We start from the raw sequence: 14,841 nt of genomic DNA, 5'->3' as shown, positions 1-14,841 counted from the left end.
GATAAATATTAAACGAAAAAGGGATTGAGCATGCCCAATCCCTTTTTAACAAATATTGTGTATAAAGAACTACAAAACCGTCTATTTCGGAAATATAACCTATTTTTTACCTTATATTTTGTAAAAACAAAGGTATTTTACTTCATTTCCGAAATCAGAAATCCCAAATCTGCAATAGTTTGAATTACTTTGTACAGTCCTAATTACACATTCTGCAATTCACCTTCCAATTTAGATACTACACAAGTTGCCACTGCGTTACCTGCTACCGAAGTTGCCGAACGTCCCATATCTAAGAATGGGTCTACACCCAAAATTAGGGCAATTCCTTCTGTAGGTAAATCAAACATGGCTAGCGTTCCTGCGATTACGACTAATGAGGCACGTGGTACGCCTGCGATACCTTTTGAGGTAATCATCAACGTTAAAAGCATCGTAATTTGTTGTTCCAGTGACAATGGTACACCATACGCCTGAGCAATAAAGCCCGTAGCAAAGGTCATGTACATCATTGAACCATCGAGATTGAAGCTATAACCTAATGGCAATACAAACCCGATGATACGTTGTGAACAACCAAAACGTTCTAAAGCCGCAATGGTTTGTGGGAATGATGCTTCAGAACTGGCAGTACTAAATGATAAAAAGAGCGCATCTTTTACTTCGGCCAATAATTTCCAATATGGAATTTTCATCACCAAACAGATTGCCCATAGTATTACAAATATGAAGAAAAGTAGCCCACCAAAGAAACAAAGCAATAGGTAAGCATAACTCACCAAAATTCCTAACCCCTTGCTTGCAACCACAGCAGTCATAGCGCCCAATACCCCAAACGGAGCAAGCTCCATAACATAACTTACTACTTTGAATACTGCCTCAGCTAACGAATCAATCGCTTTGATAATAATTTTTCCTTTATCACCAATAGAGCCTAGGGCAATACCAAAAAAGATAGAGAATACAACAATTTGAAGAATTTCATTTTCGGCAAGTGCTTTAAACAAACTATCTGGAAAGATATGTAAGATAAAGTCTTCTATCGACTTCATTTTGTTTCCTGTAATACCTGTATCTGTACCAGCTTGTGGGCGAGGCCATTGTTGAACTTCACCAGGACGGGTTACATTCACAACCACCATCCCAACAATCAAAGATAGAATTGTAGCAAAGTAAAAATATAATAGGGTCTTGATACCAATACGACCTACCACTTTAAAATCCCCTAATTTGGCAATCCCTACTACCAATGTACAAAATACCAACGGCCCAACAATCATCTTGATGAGCTTGAGGAATACCTTACTGAGGATTTGAAATTTTGATGAAATGGACGCCGCCGCCTCTGGACTCATACTCACATTCAGAAATTGTCCGATGGCTACACCAATCACAAAACCCAATAGAATTTTTGTCGTAATGTTTAATTTCATTTGATAAATGTTTAGTCTGTAATACGAAGTTTTCTTCCCATTAGAGAATGTTTAAATTTTATTAATCATTAAAAATGAAAAAGTTTATATTTGTTTATATGAAATCCTACTGTTTGAGCCGAAGGCGAGTTTAGGATTTCTTGACTTTCTTTTGTTACTTTTCTTGTGTCAAGACAAGAAAAGTAAGGAGTGTCGAAAGGAAATTGAGTTCTTTCAAAAATGCCAAATAAAATTTTCAAACATACTCTTAGTGGATTTTGAATTAACGAAATAAAGCAAAAAATCCACCCTTTGCAAATAGAGTGGATTCTGTTTTAGGATTTTGAGTAACAAATCTATGCCTTGAAGTATCTTCGGTAAATTGGCTTTCTATACAAAAATTGAAGATATAAAGCTGGATAAATCAAAAAGTCCAAAATTATATTTGGTGTTTTATATTTTATGTCATCAATTATGTAAGTCATACCATTTTCTCTAACAATTCGATGTTTATGTTGCCAAGTACTTAAAAAAAAAGGCAACCTACTTCCTTTATCCACAAAAAAGTATTCCTCATCCGTTTTTTGATGCTCAACAATATCCGATTCCCAAATTTGTTTGAAAAAGATAAAATTCAGTTCAATGCCAACTTTATCGCCAGTCAAACATCCATCAAATCGTAACAAACGAAAAGGAGGAAAAGGAGGAGCCAAAGCCTTAAAAAGCTTTTCATCAAAACCATCCCACACTTCTTGGATACTTTTGCCAACTGGCGTTTTTAGAAAGATATTCATACAGCCTAAAAGCAAGCTTGTGTATTCTTTGCTTTTAATAAATAACTCTCTTTCTACTCAAAAGTTTAAAGAAAGGTGGTCAAAACCTTCTAGTGTTTCATTCCTTTACTCGTCTTTTGACAACAACTTGGAAGTTTGCTATGTGCTTCCTCATTTTTTTGTACATCGTCGGCGTCGTAACCTGTCTCTGTAATCACTTTTTTGAGTGCCTCAACATTAGTTTTTTTAGGATTATAAGTCACAGAGACTACTTTATCATCCAAATTTAGATTCACATCTTTTACACCCTTCGTAAATGCCAAACGTTTTTCGATACGTTCCTTGCACATTTCACAGATAGCCGAGGTCTTGATTTTTACAGTCGATGGATTATCTGCAAATGATAAAAATGTAGTGAGTATCAAAACCCACATGATTGCTAGCTTTTTCATGTTGATGTATATTTAGAATTAAAAATAACAATTAAAATGGATGAGTTAAGAACGATACTACATTCTCAACCCATCATTTTGACTTATTTAACCTCAGCTAAATCCATACCACAAGAAGGACATTTTCCAGCCTGCGCGTATGTTTTTTCTCCTTCGCATTTCATAGGACATTTATAGGCTTTTGTGCTGTCGCTGTGTGCTTCTGCGTGCATTGTCGAATCAGCTGCTACAGCTTCAGTTTTTGTCTCTTCTTTAGCGGCTTCTTTTTGTCCACATGATGCCAATCCTGTTGCAAGCATCGCTAATACCAATAATTTCTTCATGAGTTTGATTTTTAATGGAGTTTATAAATAATTTAACTGTTATACTAGACTTTTGAAGGAATTTTCCAACGCATTCCTACGTACACCATTCTGCCTGTGATAGGTCCCCACACCATGGAAGCATCAAAATGTTTACTAAATGGGCTACTAGCACTCATAATTGGATTATTTTGTCTAAATCCTGTCAGGTTTTCTCCACCGACATACAGCTCCCAACGGTAAAATCCTCTGGTAACTTGGGCGTTGATATTGGAAAAAGCTGGGGCGTAAACTGGTTCTGAATCTATGGAATGAACATGTTCATGACTTGTATCAGGAATACGACGTTTGCCATTCCACTGCCATGTGAGGTCAAACTTCCATTTATCAAATTTGGTAGCATAGCCTACATTAACGAGAATTCTATCTCTGTTCACAAACATCTTAGGCAACAAGGCCAATTCTCCTGAATTTGTCACGATATCATTTTTTACATCAAATAAGCGGTATGCTAATTTTACATCCATTCGTTTGATGGGCGAATAATTCAACTCAGCCTGAAAACTGTTGGAAAAGCTTTTACCTTTTTGATTATAAAACTTGATATAATATGCCGATTCCATATCTACAATCAATTGGTTATTGAAGTCGGTACGATAATAATCTAAGGTTAAATTGGCATTACGGGTACCCACTTTAAAGTCATGACTTAAACTTGCACCATAATTCCATGATTCTTCAGGGCGAATCTGGTCTAGTACCAATAATTGTCTTGAGTTAACGAGCATAGCAAAGTTTTCGGCTATAGCATTGGGCATTCTCCAACCTTTACCTACGCTTGCACGTAAATGTGTATTGCTCGACAAATCATATTTTGCATGAATTCTTGGGGTAAAACGATTGCCATAAAGATTATGAAAATCCATACGTCCACCCAATACCAAGGTAAATTTTTCAGGAATTACGTAAGTGTATTCACCAAACACACCCGGTACTATTTCATTGCGGTGAAAAGCAGAATCTAAATAACTTTCTCGATATGAGTCTGCAATAAAACTAGCCCCTATTTTATAAGTATGATTAGTATTGTCGATGATATTTTGATAAATCAAATTACTGTAAAAAGTCTTCTGCAATCCTGTATAACTACGAGATGTTAATCCAAAATACGCATTAGCATCATGTACAGAAGTATTCATAATAAAGCCTAATCCCTTATAAGGTTTTTCGGGAAAAAGTGCAGCAATTTTCGCAAATGCCTCTACCCTTTTGGTTCTATTGGCAAACTCGTAATAAGGCTTATTCACAAAATCAGCAGCATTTTGTCCTCCTGTTCTGTTTTCATACAAGCCTTTTATGCCAAATTGTGCCATCATACGATCAGACTGATATTTCCAGCGATTGAGCGCCGTAGCCAAACCGAATAACGGCATATCTCTAAACGTATCATTGTTTTGGTCTATCGAAATACTTTGTCCCGAACCATGAGTCAACAAACCTACCGACCATTTATCATTCAATTTACGAGCGGTATTGATATTCAACTCGCCACGACCAAAAGAATTGACATACGTATTTACATACAATTTATCAGAATCATCAGGTTTTTGGAGCTCTACATTCAAACCTCCAGTCATTGATTCATAGCCATTTACAACCGAACTTGCCCCTTTCGAAACATCAATCGAAGAAATCCACGTGCCTGGGACATAGTTCAAACCAAAAGTAGTTGCCAACCCACGTACATTAGGGATGTTTTCGACGTTGGTTTGTACATAATTACCCGACAAACCCAACATCTGAATCTGCTTAGAACCCGTAATCGCATCGGCATAACTTACAGAAACAGAAGCATTTGTTTCGAAGCTCTCCGACAAATTACAACAGGCAGCTTTCGCTAAAGTTTTGGTATTGATAAATTCTGTTTGAATAGGGTTTAAGCGATCAATGTTGGTTGGAGATGAAGTAACCGTAATTTCGCCCAACTGACCAGCTGTCTCCAAAATAACCTTCACAAAACCCATAGAATGTACCATTAGGGTATCTGTTTTATACCCTACAAAGCTGACAATCAGCTCATGATTTTCAGGTTGTTTAGCAATGGAAAAATTCCCTTCAGTATCAGTCAAGACACCATTTTTTGCATTTGCCCAACGAACAGAGGCACCTACTAATGGCTCTAAAGTAGCATTATTTTTTTGCTCAAATACCGCTCCTTTTATGAGGGTTTGAGCTATAATTTGAGAAGAAAATAGAGGAATAAATAACAAAAGGACTACTAGTAAAAATCTAGTAACTAGTCCATTATCAACAGTTTTCATAATATCTTAATTAATGGAGAAAATAATATAGAGGCTGTATATACAAACACAACCTAAAATCCTAAGACACAAAGTCCAAGGCTTTTCTCAGATTAAGAAAGACTGATTTTTAACAAGAATATCGCGCCCAGTGAGTGGTGGCGCTGGTGAGTGGTAATATAAAGTAGAAGCTGTCTCGACAGGCAAAACCTCATTGCGGAAAACCCACATAGCAGGCATTTGACATTCCCAAACTAATGAAGCATGGTCAACCGAATCAGTATAGGTATTCTGATTTGATTCAGTTGTTACTTTGGCATGGAATACCTTGTCATTACAGCATTTAGATTTCTTGTAAGCAGGTGTTTTTGTTTGAAATTGCTTTTTTTCTTTAACAGAACAACAACCAAGAACTTTACTCAATGACCAAACCTTCTCTCCTTTGATTTTGCAATAATGCTCATTCATAGCAAAGCCAGCACTCGAAAGAAGCACTTGCAAAGCCAAAAACAGGCAGAATATGCGTGAGAAGAAAAGTTTCATGAATTATTTTAAATGAAATAATGCGTTGATAAAACCAATGAATACAATGCGTAAACTATTGGCTAACCATTGTATGAGAGAATCAGTAACTTTTTTGTCAGTTCCCTCTGTTTCAGCGTCTTGATTCGAACTTCTATCTTTGCTATCTTTAGCCTTCTCATCTCTCAACTTCAGTTTTTCTAGGTTTCGACTAGAATCTGCCTTCATCTCTGTGTGATGTCTACGGTTTTCAAGAACGGTAGTAGGCTCAACCAAACCAAATCCACTACTACTAATCCACACGCCTAGTAATAATGTTAGAAGCAAATATTTATTTTGAATAGATATTTTCATTTTGAGAAGGTTATCAAGGCTAAAAAGAACGTGACTATAAATTATGCTGCAATTTACTAAACTTCTCGATTCGAAAAAAAGTTTCAAACGTTAATATTTGTTAACCCTTTAAATAATAAAAAGTTATCTAGAACAATCTTGAGCCATTAGGCACTTTTCTTTCTACTGTTGTAAGTACAACCTCTCCTTCACTTTGCTCAAATCCTGTAACGAGTACTTCTGAGATAAAATTGGCAATTTGTCGAGGAGGAAAATTCACCACACAAACGACCTGTCTTCCGATAAGCTCCTCTTTGCTATAAAGCTTTGTAATTTGAGCAGAGGACTTTTTAATACCAAGTTCTTCTCCCAAATCTACTTTTAGCTGGTAGGCAGGCTTCTTAGCCTTAGGAAAATCCTGCACCTCAACGATGGTTCCCACACGGATGTCTACCTTTTCAAAATCTTGCCATGTAATCATAAAAATAATCGTCTTGATTCTTGTTAAAAAAAATGCGTGAACGGTCGATGATTGAGTAAACGGTCAAGACCTTCCACTTCTTATAGCTTACATTTGTTACACAATACTACACTAAAAGTGAGCAGAAATAGCTGACCTTTAGCTTATCACAAATATTCTACACTAGTCACAATTAAATAAATAAGATTATGGGTTACAGATGTACACGTTTGCCTTACCCTTTGCAAATTAATAGTTAAATCTTACACAAAAGTTCACTTAAATCTTAAATTTAGAAGAGGCAATTTCAATAGATTTTGCCTCTTTTTTTGTCTATTTCTTTAAAATTTCTTTCAAGTCTTCGTAGGGAATCTCCAACTCTGTTACACCAAAAGCGTATGCCTTAATTTCGTACACATTGTACAAAAACTTAAGTCCTTTTGGGGTTAATGTAAAATTATCATTTAAAATAAACTTAGCATTTTCGAAAAAGTATCCGTGGAGGTCATCTAGTGGCTCGTTAGTCTTAAGTTTTTCATTGATTCGAAACTGCTTCTCTGCTATTGCCAGTAATTTTTGATCAAATCCTTTTTCAAACAAGTCTTCTAGTTTTACCCTTTTCAATGTTTCTCGATTATACACAAAATAATATTCCATACTGATAGGGTGCGCTCCACCTTTGAACCAGTTGGTATTCGCCTTGAGCATCAAATACGTATCCGTCTGACGATCGACTTTCAAACTTGCTTCCTCTATCCAAGGCATTACAAAAAAACCTCCAGGGTTTTTCTCATTGGCTGCCTCAGCGTAATTTTTTCCTTCGGCAAGCGTTTGTGCATATTCTTTAATGAAAGGCTCTGCTAAGTCCTCTACTTTTTTAGCAGGAACAACCGTGGAATCAGAACTATCCTGAAAAATAGCAACTAAATCAGTTTGAACTTGTTGGTCTAATGCTTCATTCTTAAAAAAAGGATACTCAAAACGCACTGTTGCACATAATGAGTCTTCCTTTACACAGTTATCGCTTTTCTTTTCAAACTTTTTTACTTCATACGTTAATGTATCGCTCGTTGCAGTTTCGAATGCATTGCCAGACTTTTTACAACTTGCCAAACTAGCCATCACGGCGATAAATCCTATTAAGACTTTTTTCATGGGTATATTTTTTTATTTTGAATCCTTTTTGATGGAAATATAAATACCAGAGGCAATAATACAAATTATGCCCAGAATGGTAATCGTATCTGGTAATTTGTCACCCAAAATTGTACCTAGAATCATAGCGAAAACGATGCTACTATAACTTACAACTCCTACAATTCCTGCTTTTTCAGCACCTAAAGCCAAGGTATTAAAAATTTGTACACACATCGCCAAAAGTCCCATAAGCAACACCCAGAACCATTGCATACCTTGTGGCATTACAAATTTTCCTATCATAAAATCCCAACGATGGTCAGTAATCCATTCGCCCAGAATCATTGATATCATACTCGCCACAACACCTGTAAGCATAAATGACATGACCACCGAGCGAGTATCATAATATCGTTTGAGTTCGCGTATTGATAGGAAAGATAATGCTGTAAAAATCGCATAATTTAATCCTGCCAAATGATGCTGGATGGGAATTCGAACATCTGGTTTGAATATCAATAAAATTCCGACAAACCCTAATCCAACGGCCGCCCACTGCTTTCGGTTGAGGCGCTCGTCCTTGGTTAGGAAATAGGAAAAAATAGCAAGAAAGATGGGAAATGCTTGTCCATAGGTACTTGTTTGCGCCAGACCAATATGGGTAATGCAATAAAACAAGGTGTACAGAGAAATCGTCCCCATAATACCCCGTAAAGTCAGAAGACCAAACCGCCCTCCTACTTGTTGTAAAGGTCGTTTGATGATGGAGGAAATAATAAAAATTAATCCTACAATATTTCGGAAAAACACTAGTTCGACCGAAGGAAATACTTTGCCCAATACTTTTGCTATGGCGCTCATTATGGCAAAACATAAAGAGGACATTAGCATATATTGAACACCTTTATTTTTCATAAAACTCTATGGGTAATCCATCAGGGTCAGCAAAAAAGAAAAACTCTTTGCCAGTAGTTTCGTCGATACGAACAGGCTCGCATTCGACCCCTTTTTGGGTAATTAATTGATGAACAAGTTTCACATCGTCAGTTTCGAAAGCAATATGACGCAAACCTGCTGCTTCGGGGCGTGACGGACGTGCTGGAGGATTAGGAAAAGAGAAAAGTTCTATTTGATATAGTCCGTTCACTTTCAAATCCAGTTTATACGAATCTCTGTGTTCACGGTAAACCTCTTGTAAGATTTCGAAGCCCATGATTTCGGTATAAAATTTTTTCGAAACCTCGTAATTGCTACAAATAATGGCAATATGATGAATATGATTGATTGGTAACATAATGGGAGATAGTTTAGATAAAAGACCAATGATTTTAAGTTAAGTAATCGTGCAGAATAAGATTTAACTTTTGTGTTTTAGGCTTTCAGGTGTCAGCTTTCGGCAGTGGGCTTTGGAAAAAGCATGGCTGTGGTTATTACTCTTTGCCTTGTGCCTGTTGCCTATTCCCTAAAACACATAGAAACCAATGACAAAAGAAAGGCAATTGAACATAATCAGAATTTCCTTCCTGATAAAGAATCAAACTTTGTATCTTGCGAGCAAAATCATTTTTTCCGTTAACAAACGTATTAAACTATCCATGAGTAAGCAAATAATTTTCACAGAAAAAGCGCCAGCGGCAATCGGTCCTTATTCGCAAGCAGTTCTATCAAACGGTACGTTATATGTATCTGGTCAAATCGCCTTGGCATTGGTAGAGGCAGGTGCAAGCATCCAAGAAGAGGCCAAGCAAGTGATGGAAAACCTCAAGGCAATTCTTGAAGCAGCAGGTATGACTTTTGAAAACGTAGTGAAATGCTCAATTTTTGTCAAAGACATGAACAATTTTGCTTTGATTAACGAAGTATATGGTAGCTATTTTACAGTTAATCCTCCTGCGCGTGAAACAGTTGAAGTAGCTCGTTTGCCGAAAGACGTGAATGTTGAGATTTCTTGTATTGCTGTAGCATAATTGGCATTCGGGTATCGGCTTTCGGCTTGAAAAGTATTCAGTTTTAAAAATATGATATAGCTCAAAGCCCAATCCATCCATGTAAAGTAGTAGTAATCGAAGAATTGTGACAGCTACGGATATAGTAGCACCCACGTTTCCTAAACTACATGCACATGGATGGATTTTTTGTTTTCTTCGCTTCTAGGTTTATGCTCATTTCTCCCTTTCTCTGCTATTTTTCCTTTTCCATACAATATTCACATAAATCTCAATTATCTTTGCAGTCTGAAAAAAACCAAGAGATAATGAGTCAAGAAGTAAGAGTTCGATTTGCTCCAAGCCCTACGGGGCCTTTGCATATTGGTGGAGTAAGAACAGCACTGTATAATTATTTATTAGCTAAAAAATTAGGGGGCAAAATGTTGCTCCGTATTGAAGATACAGACCAAAACCGCTTTGTTCCTGGCGCTGAGCAATACATCATTGAGTCGCTTCAATGGTTGGGAATCACTATTGACGAAGGTGTTGGTGTAGGCGGTCCACATGAGCCTTATCGCCAATCTGAGCGTTCGGCTATTTATCAAGAACATGCCCAAATCTTGTTGGATGCTGGCAAAGCGTACTATGCTTTTGATACGTCTGAAGAATTAGACGCGATGCGTGCTACTTTCGAAAGCCAAGGTTCTGCTTTCCAATACAATGCCGTAACTCGCACTCGCTTGAAAAACTCTTTGACTTTATCGGACGAAGAGGTAAAAGCAAAAATCGAAGCTGGCGAACCGTACGTTATTCGTTTGAAAGTACCTGCGAAAGAAGAAATCCGCTTCAAGGATTTGATTCGTGATTGGGTACACGTTCACTCTTCGACCATCGACGATAAAGTTTTGATGAAGTCTGACGGTTTACCAACTTACCACTTGGCAAACGTTGTTGATGACCATTTGATGAATATCACTCACGTAATTCGTGGAGAAGAATGGTTACCTTCTGCCCCATTGCACGTGATGTTATATCGTGCTTTTGGTTGGGAAAACACGATGCCTCAATTTGCTCACCTTCCTTTATTGCTTAAACCAGAAGGCAATGGCAAATTGTCAAAACGTGATGCAGAAATCGGCGGTTTCCCTGTATTCCCATTAGAATGGACGAATCCAGAAGGCGTAAAATCAATTGGTTTTAGAGAAGAAGGTTATTTGAAAGAAGCGTTAATCAACTTCTTGGCTTTCTTAGGCTGGAACCCTGGTACTGAACAAGAAATTTTCAGTCTGGATGAGTTGACTCAAGCTTTCTCTTTGGAGCGTATCAATAAATCGGGTGCCAAATTTGACATCAATAAAGCCAAATGGTACAACGAACAATATTTGCGTCAACAAACTGACGAGGCGTTAGCTGCTCAATACTTGACAGAATTTGAAAGCTATAAAGCCGTAAAAATCGTTCACTTGTTCAAAGAGCGTGTAACATTCCCTCAGCAAATTGTTTCGGAAGCTAATGCCTTATTTGTAGCTCCTACAAGCTATGACCAAGCGGTGATTGCTTCAAAATGGAATGACGATGCTAAAAAAGCTATCACAGCATTCAAAGAAGCATTACCTACATTAGATAACTATGTAGCCGACGAAATCAAGCATACTTTATCGGCAGAATTAGAAAAACTAGGTATCAAAATGGGTAAAGTGATGCAGGCGCTTCGTGTAGCTGTAACAGGCGCAGGTGCAGGCCCTGACCTAATGCTTTTGATGGAGATTATCGGTAAAGATGCCGTCATTCAACGTCTTGATACCGCATTAACTACCTTGTAATTTGCTACTCAATAAAGCTTGAATTGATACGAAGCTTAGAGTTTTTGAATTTGGAGGTAAGTAATGTTTTTTCACCTGAAGTCTTTACTACTTTTTCTCTGAAAGTTAAATTAGTAAATAAATGATTAAGTGATTAATTTAGACCTTTGAGAAGTATTTGAGTAATTATTTTCTCACCTCAAAATTTCTAAACTACGTTATGGCAAAGAAAAAAGACAATACAAAAAATGAACTCCCGAAAGTTCATGACGAACTTGCTGGATTCGATATAACAATCAACTCTTTCGGAGAAATCAATCGAACTGTTGACATCAATAAAATCAATGAGTTTTTGAATAAACACATGGATGATAAAAAGTTGAGAGGTCGTGATGATTTAGAGAAATGAGATTCTGTTAACTTAATTATTTTCTGATGAAAATCGACAAAGAAGCTTTACAAAAAATTGCTCATTTGGCAAGACTCGAAATGCCCGCATCTGCTGAAGATGAAATGATGGGTTCGCTCAATTCGGTATTGACATGGATGGAAGAACTCAATGAGATTGACACGGCAGACGTAAAACCTTTGACGCACATGAGCCTTGAGGTAAATGCTTTGCGTGAAGATAAAGTAATTCCAAATATCTCTCGTGAACAAGGTTTGAAAAACGCACCAAAACAAGATGGTGAGTATTTTAGAGTTCCGAAAGTAATGGAATGATTTAGTGATTTAGCGAATGAGTGATTGTTTTTATCTATAAACTGTTGGTAGAGATACAATCTATTTCGTCAAAAATTACAATATCAAAAAAGCTGTCGAAAAGTAATTTTCGACAGCTTTTTTGATATTGTACTAAAAATGAATGGCTTAATACGCAATCATATCGTCTCTGGTGAAATATAAAACATAATCACTCATCCACTCAATCACTAATCACTCAATTAGAGATAGGCCTATTTTACGGTTATGCCAACTTCTGCTCTTAAGGCTTCGGCAGCGCCTACCATGTTTTTCAAGGCTTTTACCGTTTCTTCCCAGTGACGAGTCTTCAGTCCACAATCAGGATTTACCCATAGGTTTTCTAATGGAATATAGGTCAATGCTTTTTCCAAAAGTGTTGTGATTTCTTCAACCGTCGGTACTCGTGGCGAGTGAATATCATATACCCCTGGTCCAATTTCGTTAGGATATTTAAACTCTGCAAAAGCATCCAATAACTCCATTTGCGAACGAGAGGTTTCTATCGTAATGACATCAGCATCCAAATCAGCAATCGAATCGATAATATCATTGAATTCTGAATAACAGGCATGCGTATGTATTTGGGTACGATTAGATACGCCTGAAGCGCTCAAACGAAAGGCTTTTACCGCCCAATCCAAGTAAATTGGTGCATTTTCTTTTCTAAGTGGCAAACCTTCACGAATTGCAGGTTCGTCAATCTGGATAATTTTGATGCCTGCTTTTTCTAAAGCTACAACTTCCTCACGGATAGCCAAGGCCAACTGAAATGCCGTTAATCGTCTTGGTTGGTCATCTCTGACAAACGACCATTGTAACATGGTGATTGGTCCTGTGAGCATTCCTTTTACAATCTTTGTCGTTTGCGCTTGGGCAAATTTCGTCCAGCGAACGGTCATATCTTCCTTGCGCTCAATATCTCCAAAAATAATCGGAGGCTTCACACAACGGCTGCCGTAACTTTGTACCCAACCATTTTGAGAAAATACATATCCAGATAATAACTCCCCAAAGTATTCTACCATGTCATTGCGCTCAAATTCGCCATGCACCAAGACATCCAAGCCCAATTCTTCTTGCCAGTGTATCGCCTTTTTAATTTCTGTTTCTACTTCTTGTGTATAAACTTCATCAGAAATCAGACCTTTTTTATAATTGGCTCTCAACTGACGAACGTCTGTGGTTTGTGGAAACGAACCAATAGTTGTAGTAGGCAACAATGGCAATTGTAACAATTCTTTCTGAATCGACTGGCGAAGTGGAAATGGTGCTTCACGCTCAAAATCGGCATTTTTAATACCTTGAATTTGGGCTTTAACCCTTGGACGGTGAATCAATGTTGAAGACTTTCTACTTTCAATAGCTTGTTGGTTTTCTGTCAAAATAGAAGCCAAACTGCTAAATAATTGGGGTTTTGTCAAATCTGCTAATGTGCGTACTTCTTTCAATTTTTGTTTAGCAAAAGCCATCCAGTTTTTAATCGTCGGTGTTAATACATTTTCGTCTTTTTCCAAATCCAAATCATAAGGCGTATGCAACAATGAACATGATGGTGCAATCCAAACACGGTCTTCGCCAAGCTTTGAAAGGGCTTTTTCAATGAAACTTAAGGAGTTGGTAAAATCATTTTTCCAAATATTTCGACCATCTACCAAACCTAATGAAAGTTTGGTAGTTCCATTCACAAAATCTTCATGATTCAGAATATCTCCTAATTGAGATGGACAACGAACTAAATCAACATGAAGGCAGTCGACAGGCAAACTCAAAGTAGTGGCTAAATTATCGCCAGAACATTCAAAATAAGTTGCCAAAACAATTTGAAGCGCTGGCAATGCTTTTCTGATTTGTTGGTAAACCTCTTGAAAAACTGTCCTCTCTTTTTCTGTCAAATCCATGACCAAATATGGCTCATCGATTTGAATAGTATGTGCGCCACGACTTTCGAGTTCTTGCAATAACTCGATATAAACAGGCAACAAACGTTGAATCAAGTCTAAACGGTTAAATCCTTTTTCCTTTTCTTTACCTAAAAGCAAATAGGAAACCGGACCAATTAAGACTGGTTTTGTAACGATATCCAAGCGTTTTGCCTCCTCAAACTCTTGAACAGGTTTATTCGAAAATCTATAAAATTGTTGATTTTTAGTAAACTCAGGAACGATATAGTGGTAATTAGTATCAAACCATTTGGTCATCTCGCAGGCTACGACATCAAACCCCTCTTTTTGATAGCCACGTGCCATGGCAAAGTATATTTCTAATTCCTTGCTAGACTTTCCATCCACTAAAGCTTGATAGCGTTGTGGAATTACCCCTAAGGTCAAAGACAAATCTAATACATGATCATACAATGAAAAATCGTTGCTTGGAATAAGGTCAATACCATTTTCCTGCTGGATTTTCCAGTGTTCTAGTCTCAACTGATACGCCTGAGACTGTAATTCTTCTTTACTGATTTTACCTGACCAGAATTGTTCGCAGGCTTTTTTGAGTTCTCTTTTGCTACCGATACGTGGATAGCCAAGGATGTGAGTAAGCATGTTGGTTGAATGTTTAAAAATGAAATACTCAACCATTTAGGCACAACACACAAAACCTTCAACGAGTGGAACAGATTTTTCAAAAGTTTTCAGGTATCAGCTTTCGGCTTTCTCGAAAGCAAACATCATAAAA

16 protein-coding genes are annotated in these 14,841 nt (G+C 37.3%); 4 read left to right on the top strand and 12 right to left on the bottom strand.

What is annotated here, in order from left to right; genetic code table 11:
• Window positions 1-203: 203 nt before the first annotated feature.
• The 11 genes from BWI92_RS21140 to BWI92_RS21090 all read right to left on the bottom strand — a co-directional run bounded on the left by BWI92_RS21140 (window position 204) and on the right by BWI92_RS21090 (window position 8,985).
• Window positions 204-1,433, bottom strand: coding sequence for a dicarboxylate/amino acid:cation symporter (locus BWI92_RS21140; RefSeq protein ID WP_095166536.1), 1,230 nt, complete (start codon window positions 1,431-1,433; stop codon window positions 204-206).
• Between the two features lie 335 nt (window positions 1,434-1,768).
• Complete coding sequence (locus BWI92_RS21135; RefSeq protein WP_095166534.1) at window positions 1,769-2,206, bottom strand: hypothetical protein; 438 nt, start codon at window positions 2,204-2,206, stop codon at window positions 1,769-1,771.
• An 89-nt stretch (window positions 2,207-2,295) separates the two neighbouring features.
• Window positions 2,296-2,637 (bottom strand): heavy-metal-associated domain-containing protein, encoded by a 342-nt coding sequence (locus BWI92_RS21130; protein WP_095166532.1) that lies wholly within the window; start codon window positions 2,635-2,637, stop codon window positions 2,296-2,298.
• 83 nt (window positions 2,638-2,720) lie between these two features.
• Window positions 2,721-2,960: a heavy metal-binding domain-containing protein gene (locus BWI92_RS21125; RefSeq protein WP_095166530.1), complete on the bottom strand. Its 240-nt coding sequence runs from the start codon at window positions 2,958-2,960 to the stop codon at window positions 2,721-2,723.
• A gap of 44 nt (window positions 2,961-3,004) precedes the next feature.
• On the bottom strand, window positions 3,005-5,260 hold the full coding sequence (locus tag BWI92_RS21120) for a TonB-dependent receptor domain-containing protein (RefSeq protein ID WP_095166528.1): 2,256 nt from the start codon (window positions 5,258-5,260) through the stop codon (window positions 3,005-3,007).
• 87 nt (window positions 5,261-5,347) lie between these two features.
• A complete protein-coding gene (locus tag BWI92_RS21115) occupies window positions 5,348-5,782 on the bottom strand; it encodes an HYC_CC_PP family protein (RefSeq protein ID WP_141234863.1) in 435 nt (144 codons plus the stop codon).
• Between the two features lie 3 nt (window positions 5,783-5,785).
• Window positions 5,786-6,115 (bottom strand): hypothetical protein, encoded by a 330-nt coding sequence (locus BWI92_RS21110; protein ID WP_141234862.1) that lies wholly within the window; start codon window positions 6,113-6,115, stop codon window positions 5,786-5,788.
• Between the two features lie 127 nt (window positions 6,116-6,242).
• Window positions 6,243-6,575 (bottom strand): tRNA-binding protein, encoded by a 333-nt coding sequence (locus tag BWI92_RS21105; RefSeq protein WP_176464495.1) that lies wholly within the window; start codon window positions 6,573-6,575, stop codon window positions 6,243-6,245.
• A 312-nt stretch (window positions 6,576-6,887) separates the two neighbouring features.
• Complete coding sequence (locus tag BWI92_RS21100) at window positions 6,888-7,709, bottom strand: DUF3298 and DUF4163 domain-containing protein (RefSeq protein ID WP_095166520.1); 822 nt, start codon at window positions 7,707-7,709, stop codon at window positions 6,888-6,890.
• A gap of 12 nt (window positions 7,710-7,721) precedes the next feature.
• Window positions 7,722-8,606: a DMT family transporter gene (locus tag BWI92_RS21095; protein WP_095166518.1), complete on the bottom strand. Its 885-nt coding sequence runs from the start codon at window positions 8,604-8,606 to the stop codon at window positions 7,722-7,724.
• The gene (locus tag BWI92_RS21090; RefSeq protein ID WP_095166516.1) at window positions 8,596-8,985 is read right to left on the bottom strand and encodes a VOC family protein; all 390 of its coding nucleotides are present in this window, start codon (window positions 8,983-8,985) and stop codon (window positions 8,596-8,598) included. Before BWI92_RS21090 ends, BWI92_RS21095 begins: the two co-directional genes overlap by 11 nt.
• Window positions 8,986-9,286: 301 nt before the next feature.
• Here BWI92_RS21090 and BWI92_RS21085 point away from each other — a divergent pair, with 301 nt between their 5' ends.
• From BWI92_RS21085 to gatC, 4 genes are all read left to right on the top strand, one after another.
• Window positions 9,287-9,658, top strand: coding sequence for a RidA family protein (locus BWI92_RS21085; RefSeq protein ID WP_095166513.1), 372 nt, complete (start codon window positions 9,287-9,289; stop codon window positions 9,656-9,658).
• Between the two features lie 287 nt (window positions 9,659-9,945).
• Window positions 9,946-11,442 (top strand): glutamate--tRNA ligase, encoded by a 1,497-nt coding sequence (gene gltX, locus BWI92_RS21080; RefSeq protein ID WP_176464494.1) that lies wholly within the window; start codon window positions 9,946-9,948, stop codon window positions 11,440-11,442.
• A 199-nt stretch (window positions 11,443-11,641) separates the two neighbouring features.
• Complete coding sequence (locus BWI92_RS21075) at window positions 11,642-11,830, top strand: hypothetical protein (protein ID WP_095166510.1); 189 nt, start codon at window positions 11,642-11,644, stop codon at window positions 11,828-11,830.
• A 26-nt stretch (window positions 11,831-11,856) separates the two neighbouring features.
• Entirely contained in the window at window positions 11,857-12,144 is a 288-nt protein-coding gene (gene gatC / locus BWI92_RS21070) for an Asp-tRNA(Asn)/Glu-tRNA(Gln) amidotransferase subunit GatC (protein ID WP_095166508.1), read from the top strand.
• A 233-nt stretch (window positions 12,145-12,377) separates the two neighbouring features.
• On the opposite strand, the gene metE is transcribed toward gatC, so the two are convergent.
• On the bottom strand, window positions 12,378-14,708 hold the full coding sequence (gene metE, locus BWI92_RS21065) for a 5-methyltetrahydropteroyltriglutamate--homocysteine S-methyltransferase (protein WP_095166505.1): 2,331 nt from the start codon (window positions 14,706-14,708) through the stop codon (window positions 12,378-12,380).
• Between the last annotated feature and the right edge of the window lie 133 nt (window positions 14,709-14,841).

The organism is Flectobacillus sp. BAB-3569 (assembly GCF_002270355.1).
Classification (GTDB): Bacteria; Bacteroidota; Bacteroidia; order Cytophagales; family Spirosomataceae; genus Flectobacillus; species Flectobacillus roseus.
Note: the sequence above shows the minus strand (reverse complement) of the source record. Positions and strands in the feature narration are given on the sequence as shown.

What these genes read in the sequence shown, in the direction of transcription:
- BWI92_RS21140 (WP_095166536.1), bottom strand. Translation starts at nt 1,433, where the DNA reads ATGAAATTAAACATTACGACAAAAATTCTATTGGGTTTTGTGATTGGT.
- BWI92_RS21135 (WP_095166534.1), bottom strand. Translation starts at nt 2,206, where the DNA reads ATGAATATCTTTCTAAAAACGCCAGTTGGCAAAAGTATCCAAGAAGTG.
- BWI92_RS21130 (WP_095166532.1), bottom strand. Translation starts at nt 2,637, where the DNA reads ATGAAAAAGCTAGCAATCATGTGGGTTTTGATACTCACTACATTTTTA.
- BWI92_RS21125 (WP_095166530.1), bottom strand. Translation starts at nt 2,960, where the DNA reads ATGAAGAAATTATTGGTATTAGCGATGCTTGCAACAGGATTGGCATCA.
- BWI92_RS21120 (WP_095166528.1), bottom strand. Translation starts at nt 5,260, where the DNA reads ATGAAAACTGTTGATAATGGACTAGTTACTAGATTTTTACTAGTAGTC.
- BWI92_RS21115 (WP_141234863.1), bottom strand. Translation starts at nt 5,782, where the DNA reads ATGAAACTTTTCTTCTCACGCATATTCTGCCTGTTTTTGGCTTTGCAA.
- BWI92_RS21110 (WP_141234862.1), bottom strand. Translation starts at nt 6,115, where the DNA reads ATGAAAATATCTATTCAAAATAAATATTTGCTTCTAACATTATTACTA.
- BWI92_RS21105 (WP_176464495.1), bottom strand. Translation starts at nt 6,575, where the DNA reads ATGATTACATGGCAAGATTTTGAAAAGGTAGACATCCGTGTGGGAACC.
- BWI92_RS21100 (WP_095166520.1), bottom strand. Translation starts at nt 7,709, where the DNA reads ATGAAAAAAGTCTTAATAGGATTTATCGCCGTGATGGCTAGTTTGGCA.
- BWI92_RS21095 (WP_095166518.1), bottom strand. Translation starts at nt 8,606, where the DNA reads ATGAAAAATAAAGGTGTTCAATATATGCTAATGTCCTCTTTATGTTTT.
- BWI92_RS21090 (WP_095166516.1), bottom strand. Translation starts at nt 8,985, where the DNA reads ATGTTACCAATCAATCATATTCATCATATTGCCATTATTTGTAGCAAT.
- BWI92_RS21085 (WP_095166513.1), top strand. Translation starts at nt 9,287, where the DNA reads ATGAGTAAGCAAATAATTTTCACAGAAAAAGCGCCAGCGGCAATCGGT.
- gltX (WP_176464494.1), top strand. Translation starts at nt 9,946, where the DNA reads ATGAGTCAAGAAGTAAGAGTTCGATTTGCTCCAAGCCCTACGGGGCCT.
- BWI92_RS21075 (WP_095166510.1), top strand. Translation starts at nt 11,642, where the DNA reads ATGGCAAAGAAAAAAGACAATACAAAAAATGAACTCCCGAAAGTTCAT.
- gatC (WP_095166508.1), top strand. Translation starts at nt 11,857, where the DNA reads ATGAAAATCGACAAAGAAGCTTTACAAAAAATTGCTCATTTGGCAAGA.
- metE (WP_095166505.1), bottom strand. Translation starts at nt 14,708, where the DNA reads ATGCTTACTCACATCCTTGGCTATCCACGTATCGGTAGCAAAAGAGAA.